General features: G+C 56.0%; 9 protein-coding genes and 3 tRNA genes. 9 read left to right on the forward strand and 3 right to left on the reverse strand.

Going from position 1 to position 15,027, the window contains the following annotated elements:
- Positions 1 to 98: 98 nt before the first annotated feature.
- Together VNL73_09060 and VNL73_09065 are read right to left on the reverse strand one after the other, a co-directional pair.
- On the reverse strand, positions 99 to 1,754 hold the full coding sequence (locus tag VNL73_09060; GenBank protein HXF49555.1) for an MXAN_6640 family putative metalloprotease: 1,656 nt from the start codon (positions 1,752 to 1,754) through the stop codon (positions 99 to 101).
- Positions 1,755 to 1,846: 92 nt separating this feature from the next.
- A tRNA-Leu gene (locus tag VNL73_09065) sits at positions 1,847 to 1,929 on the reverse strand.
- 768 nt (positions 1,930 to 2,697) lie between these two features.
- On the opposite strand from VNL73_09065, the gene VNL73_09070 reads away from it, so the two are divergent.
- From VNL73_09070 to VNL73_09110, 9 genes are all read left to right on the forward strand, one after another.
- Positions 2,698 to 4,170 (forward strand): efflux RND transporter periplasmic adaptor subunit, encoded by a 1,473-nt coding sequence (locus VNL73_09070; GenBank protein HXF49556.1) that lies wholly within the window; start codon positions 2,698 to 2,700, stop codon positions 4,168 to 4,170.
- Between the two features lie 21 nt (positions 4,171 to 4,191).
- Positions 4,192 to 7,287 (forward strand): efflux RND transporter permease subunit, encoded by a 3,096-nt coding sequence (locus VNL73_09075; GenBank protein ID HXF49557.1) that lies wholly within the window; start codon positions 4,192 to 4,194, stop codon positions 7,285 to 7,287.
- Positions 7,288 to 7,301: 14 nt separating this feature from the next.
- Entirely contained in the window at positions 7,302 to 7,793 is a 492-nt protein-coding gene (smpB, locus tag VNL73_09080; protein ID HXF49558.1) for an SsrA-binding protein SmpB, read from the forward strand.
- On the forward strand, positions 7,790 to 9,277 hold the full coding sequence (locus VNL73_09085) for an N-acetylmuramoyl-L-alanine amidase (protein ID HXF49559.1): 1,488 nt from the start codon (positions 7,790 to 7,792) through the stop codon (positions 9,275 to 9,277). Before smpB ends, VNL73_09085 begins: the two co-directional genes overlap by 4 nt.
- A 97-nt stretch (positions 9,278 to 9,374) precedes the next feature.
- Positions 9,375 to 10,214 (forward strand): glutamate racemase, encoded by an 840-nt coding sequence (murI, locus tag VNL73_09090; GenBank protein HXF49560.1) that lies wholly within the window; start codon positions 9,375 to 9,377, stop codon positions 10,212 to 10,214.
- The gene (locus VNL73_09095) at positions 10,211 to 10,828 is read left to right on the forward strand and encodes an XTP/dITP diphosphatase (protein HXF49561.1); all 618 of its coding nucleotides are present in this window, start codon (positions 10,211 to 10,213) and stop codon (positions 10,826 to 10,828) included. Before murI ends, VNL73_09095 begins: the two co-directional genes overlap by 4 nt.
- A 143-nt stretch (positions 10,829 to 10,971) precedes the next feature.
- Positions 10,972 to 11,045, forward strand: a tRNA-Pro gene (locus VNL73_09100).
- Positions 11,046 to 11,087: 42 nt separating this feature from the next.
- Positions 11,088 to 11,465: a four helix bundle protein gene (locus VNL73_09105; protein ID HXF49562.1), complete on the forward strand. Its 378-nt coding sequence runs from the start codon at positions 11,088 to 11,090 to the stop codon at positions 11,463 to 11,465.
- A 51-nt stretch (positions 11,466 to 11,516) separates the two neighbouring features.
- Positions 11,517 to 11,590, forward strand: a tRNA-Arg gene (locus tag VNL73_09110).
- An 81-nt stretch (positions 11,591 to 11,671) separates the two neighbouring features.
- On the opposite strand, the gene VNL73_09115 is transcribed toward VNL73_09110, so the two are convergent.
- Positions 11,672 to 14,935, reverse strand: coding sequence for a BamA/TamA family outer membrane protein (locus VNL73_09115; protein ID HXF49563.1), 3,264 nt, complete (start codon positions 14,933 to 14,935; stop codon positions 11,672 to 11,674).
- Between the last annotated feature and the right edge of the window lie 92 nt (positions 14,936 to 15,027).

A 15,027-nucleotide genomic window follows, 5' to 3' on the forward strand; every position in this document is an offset into this window, starting at 1 on the left:
TTTCCTTTTGGTTTTAGGTTTCCATCCCGAAGTATATAGTTACCATCGGCGGCAATCAACCAATAATTGAGATTTTTTCTGGGAAACGAAAGTTGCCGTCAGCAGCTGAACGGCAGCGAAAGGAAGACGAAATTCAAAAGCGAAACCACGTCAGCCGGCCCTGACAGGCCGTCGCAGTTCAAATCCCCGGCCTCCGGCCGGTTTTCGGGCGGCGGGATGGCCAAGAACACCCAGTTGGACAGGAAAACGACATCCTCCACGGTCACGGCCAGATCCTCGTTCAAATCACCCAGAATGTAGAAGGGGAAAGCCTTGTAGCTGTAATCGAAGTACTCGGAGACGGTAAGCTGGGCGGTTTTTATCTGGGCGCCAATCAGAACCACCCTCGGAAAGGAGTCAAGTCCGTAATAGATGGTGTCCCCTTGGTTGTTGGCGACCAGATTAAAAGGATAGGCCCGGATGGCGGCCGGATTGTGCAGGATCACATGCGCCCCCCACACGCCGGTGGAACGGCCGGCAAACGTCAGTTGCGCTTTCTCAATGGAATCGGCGGAGGGAAAACTTTCATACTGGGCGGCTAGGGCGAAAATCGCGCTGGAGCGGCCGGTAATCGGGGGGTCTCCGGAATTCTGGTGCAGGATCATTTCCGGGTAAAAGCTCCCTTCCTCGTAATGCTGGCCGTCATCCCGGCTACCCGTGTAAAAATTCCAAAGAGCAAAGCTGGAAAATTCCCGGCCCAGGCTCGTGGAGCGGGTCTGCAGCACCCGGTCCAGGGCGGCGGCGGCCTGAAAGGAACGGATTTCCTGCCAGGCCTGGCGGATTATGTCCGGACCGAAGTTTTGCGCCAGGTATTGGTTCCAGATGAAGCTCGAATACATGTGGATGCCCGTGTTGGTCAGGGGAGTCTGCGGTTCGGAAAAAAAAACGGGAAGATAATTGTAATTGTCATCCACCGGGTCAAAAACGACCTCCTCCATCCAAGTGGAGGTGGCTTCCATAAACCAGAGCCGCCCGCTGGTGCTGGCGTTGTACGCAAACTGAACGGCGTGATGAAATTCATGGGCGATAGTGGCTTTCATCGCCCCTTTCTGAGCCCCCTCCGGGTCGTTGTTTGGGGGGAAGCCGATAAAGGAATTATGAACCACGATGAAGCTGGTGTAATCGGTCCAAGGGGCTGGGCCGGGGGACTCCGGTTCGCAGAAGCCGTACAGGCCGGCGCCCAGGTTCAGCGTATAGATGTCGTACCTGCCGTCTCCGTCCGGCGGCGGGTGTAGATAACCCATCTGTAAAACCTGTGTTCGGTAGGAAGAGTCGGCGTAGCGGGCCAGATTATCGGCGTAATCCGGCGTGCCGGAGGCATCCCCATCCTCCGTTGGTACGGCGTGCGGGCCGGCCGTGTCGTAGTGTATCTCAAAATAACCGTCCGGACTAAAAATGGATTTATGCTGCACCGGCCGTGCCATTATTTCACGCAGCGCTTGCCGGGTTTCAATTGAATAGGAATCCCAGTTTTCGAGAATCTCGGAAGTGACCCGGGTGCCGCACCGCTCCGGCAGGGAATGGTCCGAACGGTATTCGCTTGGAAGGACTTCAGCGCTCTTGAGCACTTGGGCTTTCAAGAGAATGGCCCGCTCGGCGGAAAGCTTTCCTTGCGCCTGCGCCTGGTCAATTTTGTCCAGCGGCGTGGCGGCCTCGGCCGTCGGTACGGTCAAAAGCACGGCAAAAAACCAGCTTGAGAATCCCCTAACGTTCATATAAGCTATACGAAATATGCTATCAAAAAGCAACTTTACAAGCCCTATTTTATCCCCCATATACCGAATACCGAGCCTGTATCCAAATTCCATGCCGAAGGCGGGATTCGAACCCGCACGCTTTGTGGGCGCGGCGCCCTGAACACCGTGTGTCTGCCAGTTCCACCACTTCGGCTCAAGCAAAATATAATCCGGTTATGGCCCGGCGACAAGTGATTACCGGGCATCCCATGCAGGCATGGCGGGCTGTTTTGAGCATGGCGGCAAATTCGGTAATGGTTGTTTTCGGAATGAAAGTTTCATATTTTAAGACCGATACTTAGCATGAGGGAAAATGCGTAATACTTTCAGGTTTCCGGCAAACAAGATTTGGGCGGTTTTTGGGGGGGCTGCCTACCTGTTTGGTTCGTTTTTGCCCAACGGTTTGCACCTGCACGCCGACTGGCACAGCCCCCATGATGACGGTCAGCGGCATCATATTCATATTGTTCTGCATGGACACTCCGACTTAGCGGCGCAACCGCCGCACTGCGCGAAAATTACCCCGGAGGAAAAGGACCATCACCATCCGTTGGGGGAGTGCCAGGAATCAAAGTTTTTTCAGGTATTAAGCAAAAGGTCGAGACCGTCCGAATCAAAAAAGACCGGTTTCGAGCCGCTCTTCGCCGCTGTGCCTTTTCCGCAGTTGTTTCTCCCCGGATTGCGAACAACTCTTCTTGCTGGATGCAACCCGCCGCCGAGGGAGATTTTCCTTCCGGCTTCTTCCGGGCGTTCTCCACCTTTAGGGTAACCTCCTTTCTTTTCAAAATCGACCGATAGCGGTCCCGTCCAGGACGGGATTTTCTCTATTTTTTTACAAGGAGTGCGTGTGTGTAAAAGAAGTTTTTGGCTTTTAATTTTTCTCTTCACCGGATTGGTTGGAGGATGCGGAAAGAGTTCGGAAGTGACAGAGGCCGTCCCGGGTGGCGGTTCCGTTACTCTTTGGACCGGAAAAACCGAGTTATTTATGGAGTATCCCGGGCTGATTGTAGGGGAGGAACGTCAGTTTGCCATCCACCTTTCGCGGATGGACAACTTCAAGCCGATAACCCGGTGCTCGCTGGAACTTTTCTTTCAAGCCGCTTCGGGAGGAACGTTCACGGCCCAATCGCCAGCTCCCAGTTCGCCCGGCATTTACCGTCCCTCGGTAAAATTCGAACAACCGGGGACCTACCGGCTTACGATGATCTTGCGCGGGGAAGTCAAGGATACGCTGGAAGCGGAATCCATCCCGGTCTACTTTTCCGCCGATTCCATACCCGCCGAAGAGGAGGAGGCCTCCGGCGAACAGCTAATCTCCTTTCTGAAAGAACAGCAGTGGAAAATTGATTTCCGCACCGAGCCGGTTCGAAAACGGCGCATCAGTGGTTCGGTTGCCGCTTCCGGAGAAATTGTGCCGAAGTTGACAGCGCAGGCCGTCGTTTCGGCCCCATTCAGCGGGGTCTTGTTCGCCGAGCAGAACCGGCAGATTCCCTTAATCGGGGCCAACGTGCAAAAAGGGGATGTTTTGGCCGTGCTTTCCCCCTCCGCCCAAACTCCGGATGGAGGGGAAAACTTCGCCTTCCGTTACGCCGAGGCGGAGTCGGAAAGCAAATTGGCACAAGCGGAGTTTGACCGGGCCAAACGACTGTACGAAAAGGGGGCCATTCCCCTCAAGGAGTACCAAGAGGCTGAAGCCGCACACAAAAGGGCTTTGGCCAACTTCCGCGCCCTGCAAAAATACGTCCAGCGGGAAGCCGGAAAAACCTCCGCGGAGATAACCGTCCAGGATGACTACGGCTTTGTTTTAAAAGCTCCGCTGTCCGGAACGGTGGCCGAAGTGCACGTCGTTCCCGGCAAGCAGGTGAATGCCGGGGATCCCCTCTTTCGCATCGTGGACGTCTCCACCGTGTGGCTGCGCATCAACGTTCCGGTGACCGAAGTGGGAAAGCTAAAAAATCCCTCGCGGGCCTCCTTCCGCGTCGCCGGATTTGACCGGCCGTTCCGCGTGGATGAGAAAAACAGCCGGTTGGTATCGTTCGGAAACGTGGTAAGCGAGGAGACCCGCAGCATCCCGCTCATCTTTGAAATCGAAAACGACGACCGGAAGCTGAAAGTCGGAATGTTCGCCGACGTACAAATCGCCGCCGGAAGCGTGGAAGGGCTGGCCGTTCCGGAGACCGCCCTGATAGAAGAGGAGGGGCGCTACAGTGCCTTTGTTCATCTGGAAGGGGAAACCTTCGCCAAACGAGCCGTCGACATCGGTGCCAAAGATAACGGCTGGATGGAAATCAAACACGGCCTTTCGGCCGGAGAGCGGGTGGTAACCCGCGGCGCGTACGACATCCGGCTGGCCTCCCTTTCCACCCAACTGCCGGCCCACGGGCATGAACACTAAACCGGCCGGAAAGGAAAGAATATGCTGGACGCCATAATCAAATCGTCCCTTAAAAACCGACTTTTGGTTCTCTTTGCAGCCGCCGGTTTGCTTTTGGCCGGGTTTTTCATTGTGCTCGAAATGCCAGTGGACGTTTTCCCCGACCTCACCGCCCCCACCGTCACCATTCTCACCGAAGCGCACGGCATGGCCCCAGAGGAAGTGGAAGCGCTGGTTACGTTTCCCATTGAGGCCTCGGTAAACGGCGCCACCGGCGTCCGCCGGGTGCGCTCCTCCACCGCAATGGGCATCTCAATAGTGTGGGTGGAGTTTGATTGGGGTACCGATATTTTCACCGCCCGCCAGATTGTGAGCGAAAAGCTCCAACTGGTCGCCGCCCAATTGCCGAACGACATATCGCCGCCGGTTCTGGCGCCCATTTCCTCCATTATGGGAGAGATTATGCTCGTGAGCATCTCCAGCGAACAACATTCGGAATTGGAGGTGCGTTCAGCGGCCGACTGGATTATCCGAAAACGTCTTTTGGCCATTCCCGGTGTCTCACAGGTTGTACCAATTGGAGGGGGGCGCAAACAATATCAGGTTCTGGTTGACCCGGACAAACTTTTGGCCTACGGGGTCACCCTGCAGGAGGTCACCGCGGCCTTGGAAAAATCTAACCAGAACTTCTCCGGCGGCGTTTTTATGGAGAAGGGACAGGAGTACGTCATCCGAGGCATCGGGCGGGTTTTCTCGCCGGACGATATCGGCGGCGCGGTGATAGCCGTGAAAAACCGCGTGCCGATTCTGGTTCGAAACGTGGCGGAAGTCAAAGTCGGGCCGGCCGTCAAAATCGGCGATGCCTCGGTCAACGCCCGTCCGGCGGTGGTCATTTCCATTCAAAAACAGCCGGCCGCCAACACGCTGGAGCTTACCCGGAGAATCGAGAAAACGCTGGCGGAAATTCAGGCCACTTTACCGCACGGTATGGTCATTAATACCCACATTTTTCGGCAAAGCGACTTCATACAGGCCGCCGTAAAAAACGTTTCCGTTGCCCTCCGGGATGGAGCCATTCTGGTTGTTCTTATACTCGCCCTCTTCTTGGCCAATTTCCGCACCACCTTCATCTCGCTGACCGCCATGCCGCTCTCCTTGATATTTGCGGTTTTTGTGATGAAACTTTTGGACATCACTATCAACACGATGACCTTGGGAGGAATGGCGATTGCCGTGGGGGCCATCGTGGACGATGCCATCATTGACGTGGAAAATGTCTTCCGCCGTTTGAAAGAGAATGCCGCCCGCCCGGAAGGGGAAAGAAAACCGCTTATGCTCGTCATCTTTGAGGCCTCCAAGGAAATCCGCGCCTCCATCGTCATCGCCACGTTAATCATTATGGTCGTTTTTATCCCCCTCTTTTTCTTAAGCGGAGTGGAAGGGCGGCTTTTGCGCCCTTTGGGGATTGCCTACCTCACCGCCATAGCGGCTTCCTTGGTGGTCGCCTTAACCGTCACACCGGCTCTTTGTTCCTATCTTTTGACCGAAAAGACCTTTGGCCGGGCACCAAAAGACGGCTTTGTTCTGCGGTATCTCAAGCAACTTTACGGAGGAACGCTCGACTTTGTGTTGCGAAAACCAAAGGTCGTTTTGGGTGGAGCGGCACTGGCACTGACCGGTTCGCTTGTCTTTCTCCCGTTTTTGGGACGGGCTTTCCTGCCGGAGTTCAACGAAGGGGCATTTGTAATCAGCGTGGTAACTCTCCCGGGTACATCGTTGGCGGAATCCAATAGAATCGGCAACTTGGCGGAAGGCATCCTGCTTACCCATCCCGCCATTCAATCCACCGCCCGGCGCACCGGCCGGGCGGAGCTGGATGAACACGCCCAAGGGGCGAATGTCTCGGAAATAGAAGCCCGTTTTGAGTTAAAAGGCCGGACAAGAGAAAAGCTGTCGGAAGAGCTGCGCCGGGCCTTGAGCGTTCTTCCCGGCACCCACATCACCATCGGCCAGCCCTTGGGGCACCGCATCGACCATATGCTCTCCGGGACGCGGGCCAACATCGCGGTGAAAATCTTCGGCCCGGATCTGCACCGGCTGCGCTTTCTGGGGGAGCAGGTCCGCCGGGAAATGGAGCAGGTTTCCGGCGCGGCCGACTTGGCCGTGGAGCAGCAGACCGACGTTCCGCAAATTCGCTTGAAGGTTAATCGACCGGCCATGGCCCGCTACGGAATGAGTGTGGCGGATTTGGCCGAGGCGGTGGACGTGGCCTTCAACGGCCACGTGGTTTCACAGGTTCTGGAAGGGCAGCAAGTGTTTGATTTGCTGGTGCGGTTCGACGAAAACAGCCGGGGAAGTTTGGATAAAATCCGCCAGGCCCGGTTCTCCACTCCGACCGGCGTCAATGTGCCGATTACCGAGTTGGCGGCCATCACTTCGGAAAAGGGGCCGAACACGGTGAGTCGGGAAAACGTGCAGCGTAAAATTGTGGTTCAGGCCAACGTCTCCGGACGCGACCTGCGCGGGGTGGTGGATGACATTCGTGTCCGGATTGGCAAAAACGTCCGTTTGCCGGAAGGATACTTCGTCGAATACGGTGGCCAGTTCGAAAGCGAGCGGGAGGCCACGCGCATCATCACCTTGCTTTCTCTGGCGGCCATACTCATCATCGGCCTGCTCTTATACATAGAGTTCAATTCCTTCTGGACGCCGCTTTTAATTATGGTCAATCTTCCGCTGGCTTTGATTGGGGGAATTGTAGCCGTCTTTCTAAGCGGCGGGATAATCAGTGTCGCTTCCCTCATAGGATTCATTACCCTTTTTGGGATTGCCACCCGCAACGGCATCCTTATGGTTTCCCATTATTATCATCTTTTGGCGGAAGGAAAATCGCTGGAGGAAACCATCCGCCAGGGATCGATGGAGCGCCTAAGCCCGGTTTTGATGACCGCCCTGGCCGCCGGTCTGGCCTTGATACCGTTGGCGTTGGCGGGGGATAAACCGGGAAACGAAATTCAAGCCCCGCTGGCGGTCGTCGTTTTGGGCGGTCTTTTAAGCTCCACCACCTTGAATCAAATTGTAATTCCGGCTTTGTTTTATAAGTACGGTCGTCTTGATCGATTGTCTTCTTCCGCTTAACTTTGCTTTAAGGGTTGCATCCGCTTTATATTCACGGGGTGAAGGAGAAAGTCGAAACCAAGGCGGTCGCCACCAACCGCAAGGCGTTCCATCTGTATCATATTGAAGACAAACTGGAGGTCGGGATGGTTCTGGGCGGCACGGAGGTAAAATCCCTGCGGGCGGGGAAGGCGAACATGTCGGACGCCTACGCTATGATTGAGGAGGGGGAGCTCTGGCTTTATAATTTGCACATCTCCCCCTATGAGGCGGGTAACCGGGCCAATCCGGACCCGGTCCGCAAGCGGAAACTTCTGGCCCACAAGCGGGAAATTCAAAAACTTTTTGCCAAGGCCGCCCAAAAGGGATATACGCTCGTTCCCCTGCGCATCTATTTCTCCGAGGGACGGGCCAAGCTGGAGCTGGGGGTGGGGGTGGGAAAGAAACTTTTCGACCGCCGGGAAGCTATAAAAGAAAGGGATTTGCGCCGAGAAGAAGAAAGGGAGAGAAGAGGTAGAAGAGCATGAAAAAAGTTGCCCTATTGGCATTTGTGACCCTTTTCGCCGGCGGGGCTGTCTTGGCTGGCGAAGTCGAGTTTCAAAGGGGAGACCAGCGGGCCAAAATCCAGTCCGTCCGGCAGGGAGAGATGGACTATCTTTTGCTGAACGACCTTGCCTCTGCTTTGGGGGGGCAGACCAGCTTCGACCCGCCAAGCCAGAAGGCGACCTTCACGCTCGGCGGCCACACTCTCGAAATCACCGTTTTCTCCCCCTTCGTGGTGCTGGACAAAGTCACCTACAACCTGTCGTTTCCCCCCGTATTCGACCAGGGAACTTTCTGGCTGCCGGCGGTCACAACCATCCCGGTTTTGGAAAAAATGTGCGGCGGGCGGCTTTACTATTCCGAAAATGACAAGCTGCTGCGGCTGGAGGAGGCCGCCTCCAACATTCTGGATGTTTACGTCTCCCGCAAGCAGAACGGCACCCTTCTGGAAATCGTGACCGCCGAGGGGATGCAGGCCGAGACCTATCTTTCCTACCCCTGGCTCAACGTCACCATCTTCGGCGGGCGGCTCGTTCCCTCTGATTTCGACGGCCGGAAATTTCCCCCTTTGATTGCGGAAGTGCGTGCCTACCAGTTTGACAACTCGGCCCAGCTCGCTTTCCGGCTGGCCCGCGCCATCGGCAACTACCGCCAAACGCTGGCCACCGACCCCTTCCGGGTGCAGGTGGCGATGGAGGACACGGCCCAGATCGCCGAAACCTACATTCCTCCCACTCCACCGCCCAAGCCGAAACAACAAGCCCTGGCGCCGGTCATTAAAAAAATCGTGGTGGACGCCGGGCACGGGGGGGAGGATTTCGGCGCGATCGGCAAAAAGAAGACCAAGGAGAAGGATGTCTGTCTGGCAATTGCCCACAAACTGAAAAATATCCTGTTGGACGACGGCCGCTTTGAAGTGATCATGACCCGCGTGGACGATACCTTCATCCCGCTCGGTGACAGGACCAAAATCGCCAACGACGCCGGGGCGGATTTGTTCATCTCCATCCACGCCAACGCCAACCGGAAGCGCCACATCGCCGGCGTTACCACCTATTTTTTGGACGTGGCCCGCAACGACGAGGCCCGCGCCCTCGCGGTGGCGGAAAACGCTTCCATTCGCTTCGAGCAGGAGGAGGAAGAGGACTTCGAGGCGATGGATGATTTGTCTTTTATCTTGCTGGACATGGTGCAGAACGAGCATCAAAAGGAATCGGAGGAACTTTCCAAGCTGATTCAACGGGAGCTGGCCGATTCCCTTTTCATTCCGGACCGCGGCGTTGACCAAGCCGGATTCTTCGTTTTGAACCGGGCCTACATGCCCGCGGTTTTGGTGGAGACCGCCTTCATCTCCAACCCGGACGAGGAAAAACTGCTTCGCAAAAAGGAGTTTCAGGAAAAAATCGCCCGCGGCATTTACCGGGGGATACTGGCCTTCAAAGGAAAGGTCGAAAGACAGACGCCGTAAAAAACAGAGATTGGAGATTGGAAATTAGATTCCTACAACCGCGCGCCTGCCAAAAGGAGGGTGGTTTTTTTGCGACATTGCAGAGGAAAGGTTTGTAATGACAGAAAAAAGTAAACCAATTGGCGTCTTTGACTCCGGCATTGGCGGACTTACGGTCACCGCCGAACTGTTCCGGCAACTGCCGGAGGAAAAAATCATCTACTTCGGCGACACCGGCCGTTATCCCTACGGCGTGCGCAGCCAGCCGGTCATCCAGCGCTTTTCCCGGCAGGCGGTCCGCTTCCTTCTGGAAAAGGAAGCCAAGTTGGTTGTCGTGGCCTGCAACACCGCCACGGCAATGGCCTTGGAAGTTTTGCAGTCGGAATTCTCCGTCCCCATCATCGGGGTGGTGGAACCGGGCTCCCGCGCCGCTGTGGCCGCCTCCAAAAACCGCAAAGTCGGCGTCATCGGCACCTTGGGAACCATCCGCTCCGGCTCCTACGAACGGACGATAAAGCGGGCGGCCCCGGATATTCACATCTTTTCCCTCCCCTGCCCGCTTTTTGTGCCGCTGGCGGAGGAGGGGTTTGCCGACCATCGGGCCACGCTGCTTATCGCCGAGGATTATCTTGCCGCTTTCAAAAAACAGGGGGTGGATACGCTTGTTCTGGGCTGCACGCATTATCCGCTTTTGAAAAAGGTAATTGGCCAGGTGATGGGGCCCTCCGTCCGCCTGGTCGATTCCGCCGAGGAAACGGCGCGGGAAGTGAAGCAAGCGCTTGCCCGTTTGAATCTGTTGCGCCCGGACGGCCACCCGCAGCCGGAATACTACGTCTCCGACACGCCGGACAAATTCGTGGAAGTAAGCCAGCGCTTTTTGGGGGACAAAATCAGCCGGGCGGAGCTTGTCGACATTGAAAGGTACTCCGGCCAGCCGAAAACGGCGGTGATTGTATGAAGAAACTGTTTCTGGCCACCGGCAACGAGGACAAAATGAAAGAGATTTCCGCTCTTCTTTTGGACCTGCCCATCGAGTTGAAAACCTTCCGGGATTTTCCAGAACTGCCGGAAGTAGAGGAGACCGGCGCCACGCTCCGGGAAAACGCCTTCTTGAAGGCCCGCGCCTATTACTTGGCCACCGGGCTGCCGACCTTGGCGGACGACACAGGGCTGGAAATTGACGCCTTGGGGGGGGAGCCGGGGGTGTATTCCTCCCGCTTTGCCGGGCCGGAGGCGAGCTACGCCGAAAACGTGGCCAAAGTTTTGAGTTTTATGCAGGGAATCCGGGCCAAGGAGCGGAAGGCCCGCTTTCGGGCGGTCATCGCCATGGTTTTTTCCCCGACCGACGAGCGGTTTGTAGAGGGGCGGCTGGAGGGCTCCATCACCGTGGTTCCCATCGGCGCCGGCGGCTTTGGCTACGACCCGATTTTCTATGTGCCGGAGCTGGAAAGAACCTTGGCGGAGCTTTCGTTGGAGCAGAAGAACCGCATTTCCCACCGGGCCCGGGCTTTGGAAAAAGCCAAGCCGATTTTGGCCGAGTGGGCCAGAGATCCCGTACAAAACCCAGCGTAACCCTTTCATCAATGGAAAGGCAATTCGGCTTGACTTCCCTTTTGCCTTCGGTTTCCTTTAATGGCACGGTTCGACGCCGCGGCCGGTGTTTCCATTTATTTACCCCATCTGGTCCTCCGGCAGGCGGCGCCGGCCTAAAATTTCGGGGTGTGGCGCAGCCTGGTAGCGCACCTGCTTTGGGAGCAGGGTGTCGGAGGTTCAAATCCTCTCACCCCGAATTGAAGCAGGGATTAGGGATCAGGGATTAGAGAGTAGTGAAATGCCAAAGATAAATACGTATAAAGACCTGTTGGTTTGGCAGATGTCGCACGAATTGGCCAAAGAAGTCTTGGATGCTTGCGAGAAACTGAATGGCAGCGTTACCGCCAAAGAAATCGCCGGCCAAATGATTCGCTCATCCACATCCGTTCCCGCCAATATTGCGGAAGGGTTCGGTGGTCGAATTGGAAAAGAATATGTCAGTTTCCTGTTTCAGGCCCGGCGGTCTTTGACCGAAACGGATTACTGGATTTTGCTGGCTGCCGAACGGGGTTTGATTGACAAGAATAAAGCTGAGAAGTTGCAATCCGGTTATCTTGAACTGACCAAAATGCTGAACGCCATAATTCGTAAAATCGGAGAACGGGAAAGGAGGTAGTCGTTTTTCACTAATCCCTTATCCCCAATCCCTGATCCCTGTCTTAAAAACGCCCCCGTAGCTCAGGCGGATAGAGCAACTGCCTTCTAAGCAGTGGGTCGGCCGTTCGAATCGGCCCGGGGGTAAAAATTCAAAAGCCCCGTCCCTCCGGACGGGGCTTTCGTTTTTCATAGGGGCGAGGCATGCCCCGCCCTTACCTATCTTTCTTAGAAATCCGCTCCGAAGGAGAAGTAATGCCGCGGGGAGGAGGTTCGGTCGAAATCGGTCTTCCAGGCCATGTCCCAGCGCAACACGAACAATCCCAGATTCACGCGAGCCCCGAAGCCGAACCCGGACTTCAAATCCTTCAAACGGCTCCCTTCAAATTCCAAGGTGTTCGGGTCATCCGCGCCGGAAAAGGGCTGGAAGGCCTGTCCCTTGTTCCAGGCGGCGCCCGCATCCAAAAACATCACACCCTCTATTCGGCTCAAAATCATCGCCAGGGGAAAACGGGTCTGAAGCTGATCCACGAACGGGAAGCGGAACTCCAGATTGCTCAAAAAGTAGCGGTTGCCGGAAAGCTCGTAATAGTCAATCCCGCGCAGGGGGGTCACGACGCTCGAAGCGTAGAACCCTTCCGGCGTGTAGGCGAGTTGGTTGTCCACCGAGCTGGTAATCTGGTTGGTGGCGCCGCCGAGGAAGAACAGCTTGGGGGTTTGTCCGTAGGAGGCCCCGCCCGCCAGCCGGAAAACGAAATTGTACCGTTTCCAGAACTTCCAGTACTTGCGAAAATCCCCTTCATACGCGCTGTAGGAAATCCCCTTGTTGGCGGCCTTCGGCGCGTACTCGGCGGAAAGAATGTAGCGGTGGCCGTTGGTCGGCCCCACAATGCCCCATAGCACCACGTCGGAAACCAGCGAAAGATTCCCAACAATGAGCTGTCGGCTGCCGTCGTCAAACGGCGGGTCAAAATACTCCCGGTCAAAATTCAGGGCCGAAAGGGAGAGCTGGGCGCGGGTAAACTTTGAGAAAGGATAAGCGGCCTGCGCCAACGCCCCGTATACCTTGTCGGAAAAAAGCCGGTCGGAGGAGCCGATGGCGGATTGGTTGTCGATGTAGAAATTCTTGTAATACAAAACCCCCGCGCCGTACTCAATCCGCTTCTTGCTGTAGTTGTAGAAAAGCTGGAAGTTGGACTGGTCGATGGAGTTGAGCAAATCGGTCGCCAAAAAGAACTGGTGATCCCCCATCACGTCGGTCACGTACAGAATCGACTGCCCGCGCAGCCCAAAGAAAGTGTCGTACGAAAGCCCCCCCGCCACCACATCCGGCGCAAAGCGGGGGCTGTACTTTTTCTGCTTGTACTCCCCGTCCGGCAGCTTGGCCACTGCCGCAATACTGTCCCGGACCCGGTTGGTTACAAGGGTTGAATCGGTGGCGGAAGCGGCGGCGCTATCGGGCAAAGCCGCCAGGTCCTTGACTTCCGCTTTGGCAGTGTCTGCGGCTTGCGCGGTATCCTTCCTGTCCGGTTCGGCGGTGAAGACAAAGGAGCGGAAGGGGTCATCCTTTTTGACCTGGGTCGTGTCCTCCGTTTCGGCCGTGTCGGATGAGGCGGATGTTTTTGCTTCCTTATCCTCTTCCTTGGCCGCCTTTATCCGGGCCACAGCGGAGTCCCTTTCTTCCTGATCGAAGACGTAAAAGGGAGCGTTCTCCCGGCGGCTTTTGACAAAGTGGGTCAGCGGCAGCTCCTCCCCCGGTTTGGTGAGCGGCTTGGGATCTTTCAAAACAAAGATGTCGAATCCCCCCTTGTAAAAACAGGCAAATGCCAACCGGTCGCCGTCCTTCGACCAGCTCGGGTTGAAACAGCCGGTCAGAACGTTGGTCACCGGATAGGACTTCAGGCTGTCCATATCCATCACGTAAATGTTGTCCACCCCGGAAGGGTTGGCGGTGTAGGCCAGCCGTTTGCCGTCCGGCGAGAAAACCGGGCTTCGGTTGTTGGTGCCGTTCTTGGTCAAGGGGGTAATTGTGCCGGTCTCCGCGTCCCATTTAAAGAGGTTGTAGTAGCCGTACTTGAAGCTGTGGTGGTTGTAGGGATGGCCGTTTTCCACCGCCCGGTCGGAGGCGAAGACAATCGATTTCCCGTCCGGGCTGTAGGTCGGGTCGTAGTCTCCAAAGGCGTCGTTCGTCACCTGCGAAAGGGCGCCGGTCGCCAGATTGACTTCATACAGGTTGGTCTGTCCCGCTTTCATCCCAACGAAGACAATCTTGGAACCGTCCGGTGAATAGGCCGGCGAATAAAGCCCGTCCATCCCGAACTTGTAACGTTTATCCACGCCCCCTTTCACTTTGAAAATGGTGAGCGCGTCCTCCCCCTTGCTTTTGGTCACCAACGCGATTTTGGACCCGTCCGGCGACCAGGAAAGCCCCGAAACGTAGGAATGCAGCGACTCCAAATCGCCGGAGCGTTCCCCTTTCAGGATCTTTTTTATCCGCTTCCCGTCCGCCGCCGAAATCAGATACACTTCGGTGAAGTCGGAGCGATCGGTGAAAATGGCGATCTCGTTGCCGGTGGGGGAAAAGGAGGGGCGCTCGTTGAAATTCGAGCCGTCCTTTTCGTGATTGGTCAATTGCTTGGCAAACTCCCGCGGCTCTTTCCTTTGGTTCAGCTCCGGCCAATAGATTTTCTTTTGGGCCTTCACCCACTCGTCGTTGAAGGCGGACATCGACTGCCCGATGGCGGCCTTCAGCGCCCGGTCCATCGACAAATTGACCTTCCCCTTGGAGATAATCTCGGAAATCTTCTCCTCCCCATACTTTTGCGCGAGGTAAGTCAGAGCGGACTGCCCCTGCTTGTAGGCCAGAAAGCCGCCGACGTATTCCAAGGGCTGCAGATAGTTGTTTATGGTGGCGTCCCGCAAGACCATGTCGGCGAAGGGGTCCATCCCATAGCGGGAGGAGTACTCGGCATACCCCTCCGCAAACCACAAGGGAATTCTAAAGAAGGCCTGGCGCGAGAGAATCGAGCCGAAGGGGTTGGCGAAAAGCATGTCGAAAATCATGGCGTGCGTGAGCTCGTGATGCAGCACGTGGCGGAAATCCTCGTAGTTCCCCATAAAGGGCAAAACTACCCGGTTTTTGAACGACTCGGTGAACCCCCCCACCCCTTCTTCAATCAGCTCCGGCGTGACGTTGGTCTGCTGAAAGTCGTTATGGGACAAAAAAAGGATGACCGGCACCCGTTTACGGACGTCGTAGTTCAAGCTTTTGCGCACCTGCACGTAGGCGGACTCCAAAGAGGAGGCCGCAAATTTGGCCAGTTCGTAGCCGTTTTGGTAGTAGTAGATGTCGAAGTGTTCGGTCTGGATGTAATGCCAGTCGAACTTTTTGTAGTGAACCTTGTTTTTGCCGAAGTAGGTTTCCTGGGCGGATCCGATGGCAAAGGGGAAGCAGAGGGCGGCGGCGAGTGCGAGGGTGCGAAAAAGCTTCATTCGGTCATCTCCTTTTTTGGCCTGCCCTCAAAATCGCAACCGGTATGCCGTCTTTGTCCCTTTGTAAGTCGTTGAAATCCATTTCGCTATCT

Source organism: Verrucomicrobiia bacterium, from assembly GCA_035574275.1.
GTDB lineage: Bacteria > Zixibacteria > MSB-5A5 > DSPP01 > DSPP01 > DSPP01.

Coding starts and splice junctions, on each gene's coding strand:
- VNL73_09085 (HXF49559.1), top strand. CDS start 7,790: ATGAAAAAAGTTGCCCTATTGGCATTTGTGACCCTTTTCGCCGGCGGG.
- murI (HXF49560.1), top strand. CDS start 9,375: ATGACAGAAAAAAGTAAACCAATTGGCGTCTTTGACTCCGGCATTGGC.
- VNL73_09105 (HXF49562.1), top strand. CDS start 11,088: ATGCCAAAGATAAATACGTATAAAGACCTGTTGGTTTGGCAGATGTCG.
- VNL73_09095 (HXF49561.1), top strand. CDS start 10,211: ATGAAGAAACTGTTTCTGGCCACCGGCAACGAGGACAAAATGAAAGAG.
- VNL73_09060 (HXF49555.1), bottom strand. CDS start 1,754: ATGAACGTTAGGGGATTCTCAAGCTGGTTTTTTGCCGTGCTTTTGACC.
- VNL73_09115 (HXF49563.1), bottom strand. CDS start 14,935: ATGAAGCTTTTTCGCACCCTCGCACTCGCCGCCGCCCTCTGCTTCCCC.
- VNL73_09075 (HXF49557.1), top strand. CDS start 4,192: ATGCTGGACGCCATAATCAAATCGTCCCTTAAAAACCGACTTTTGGTT.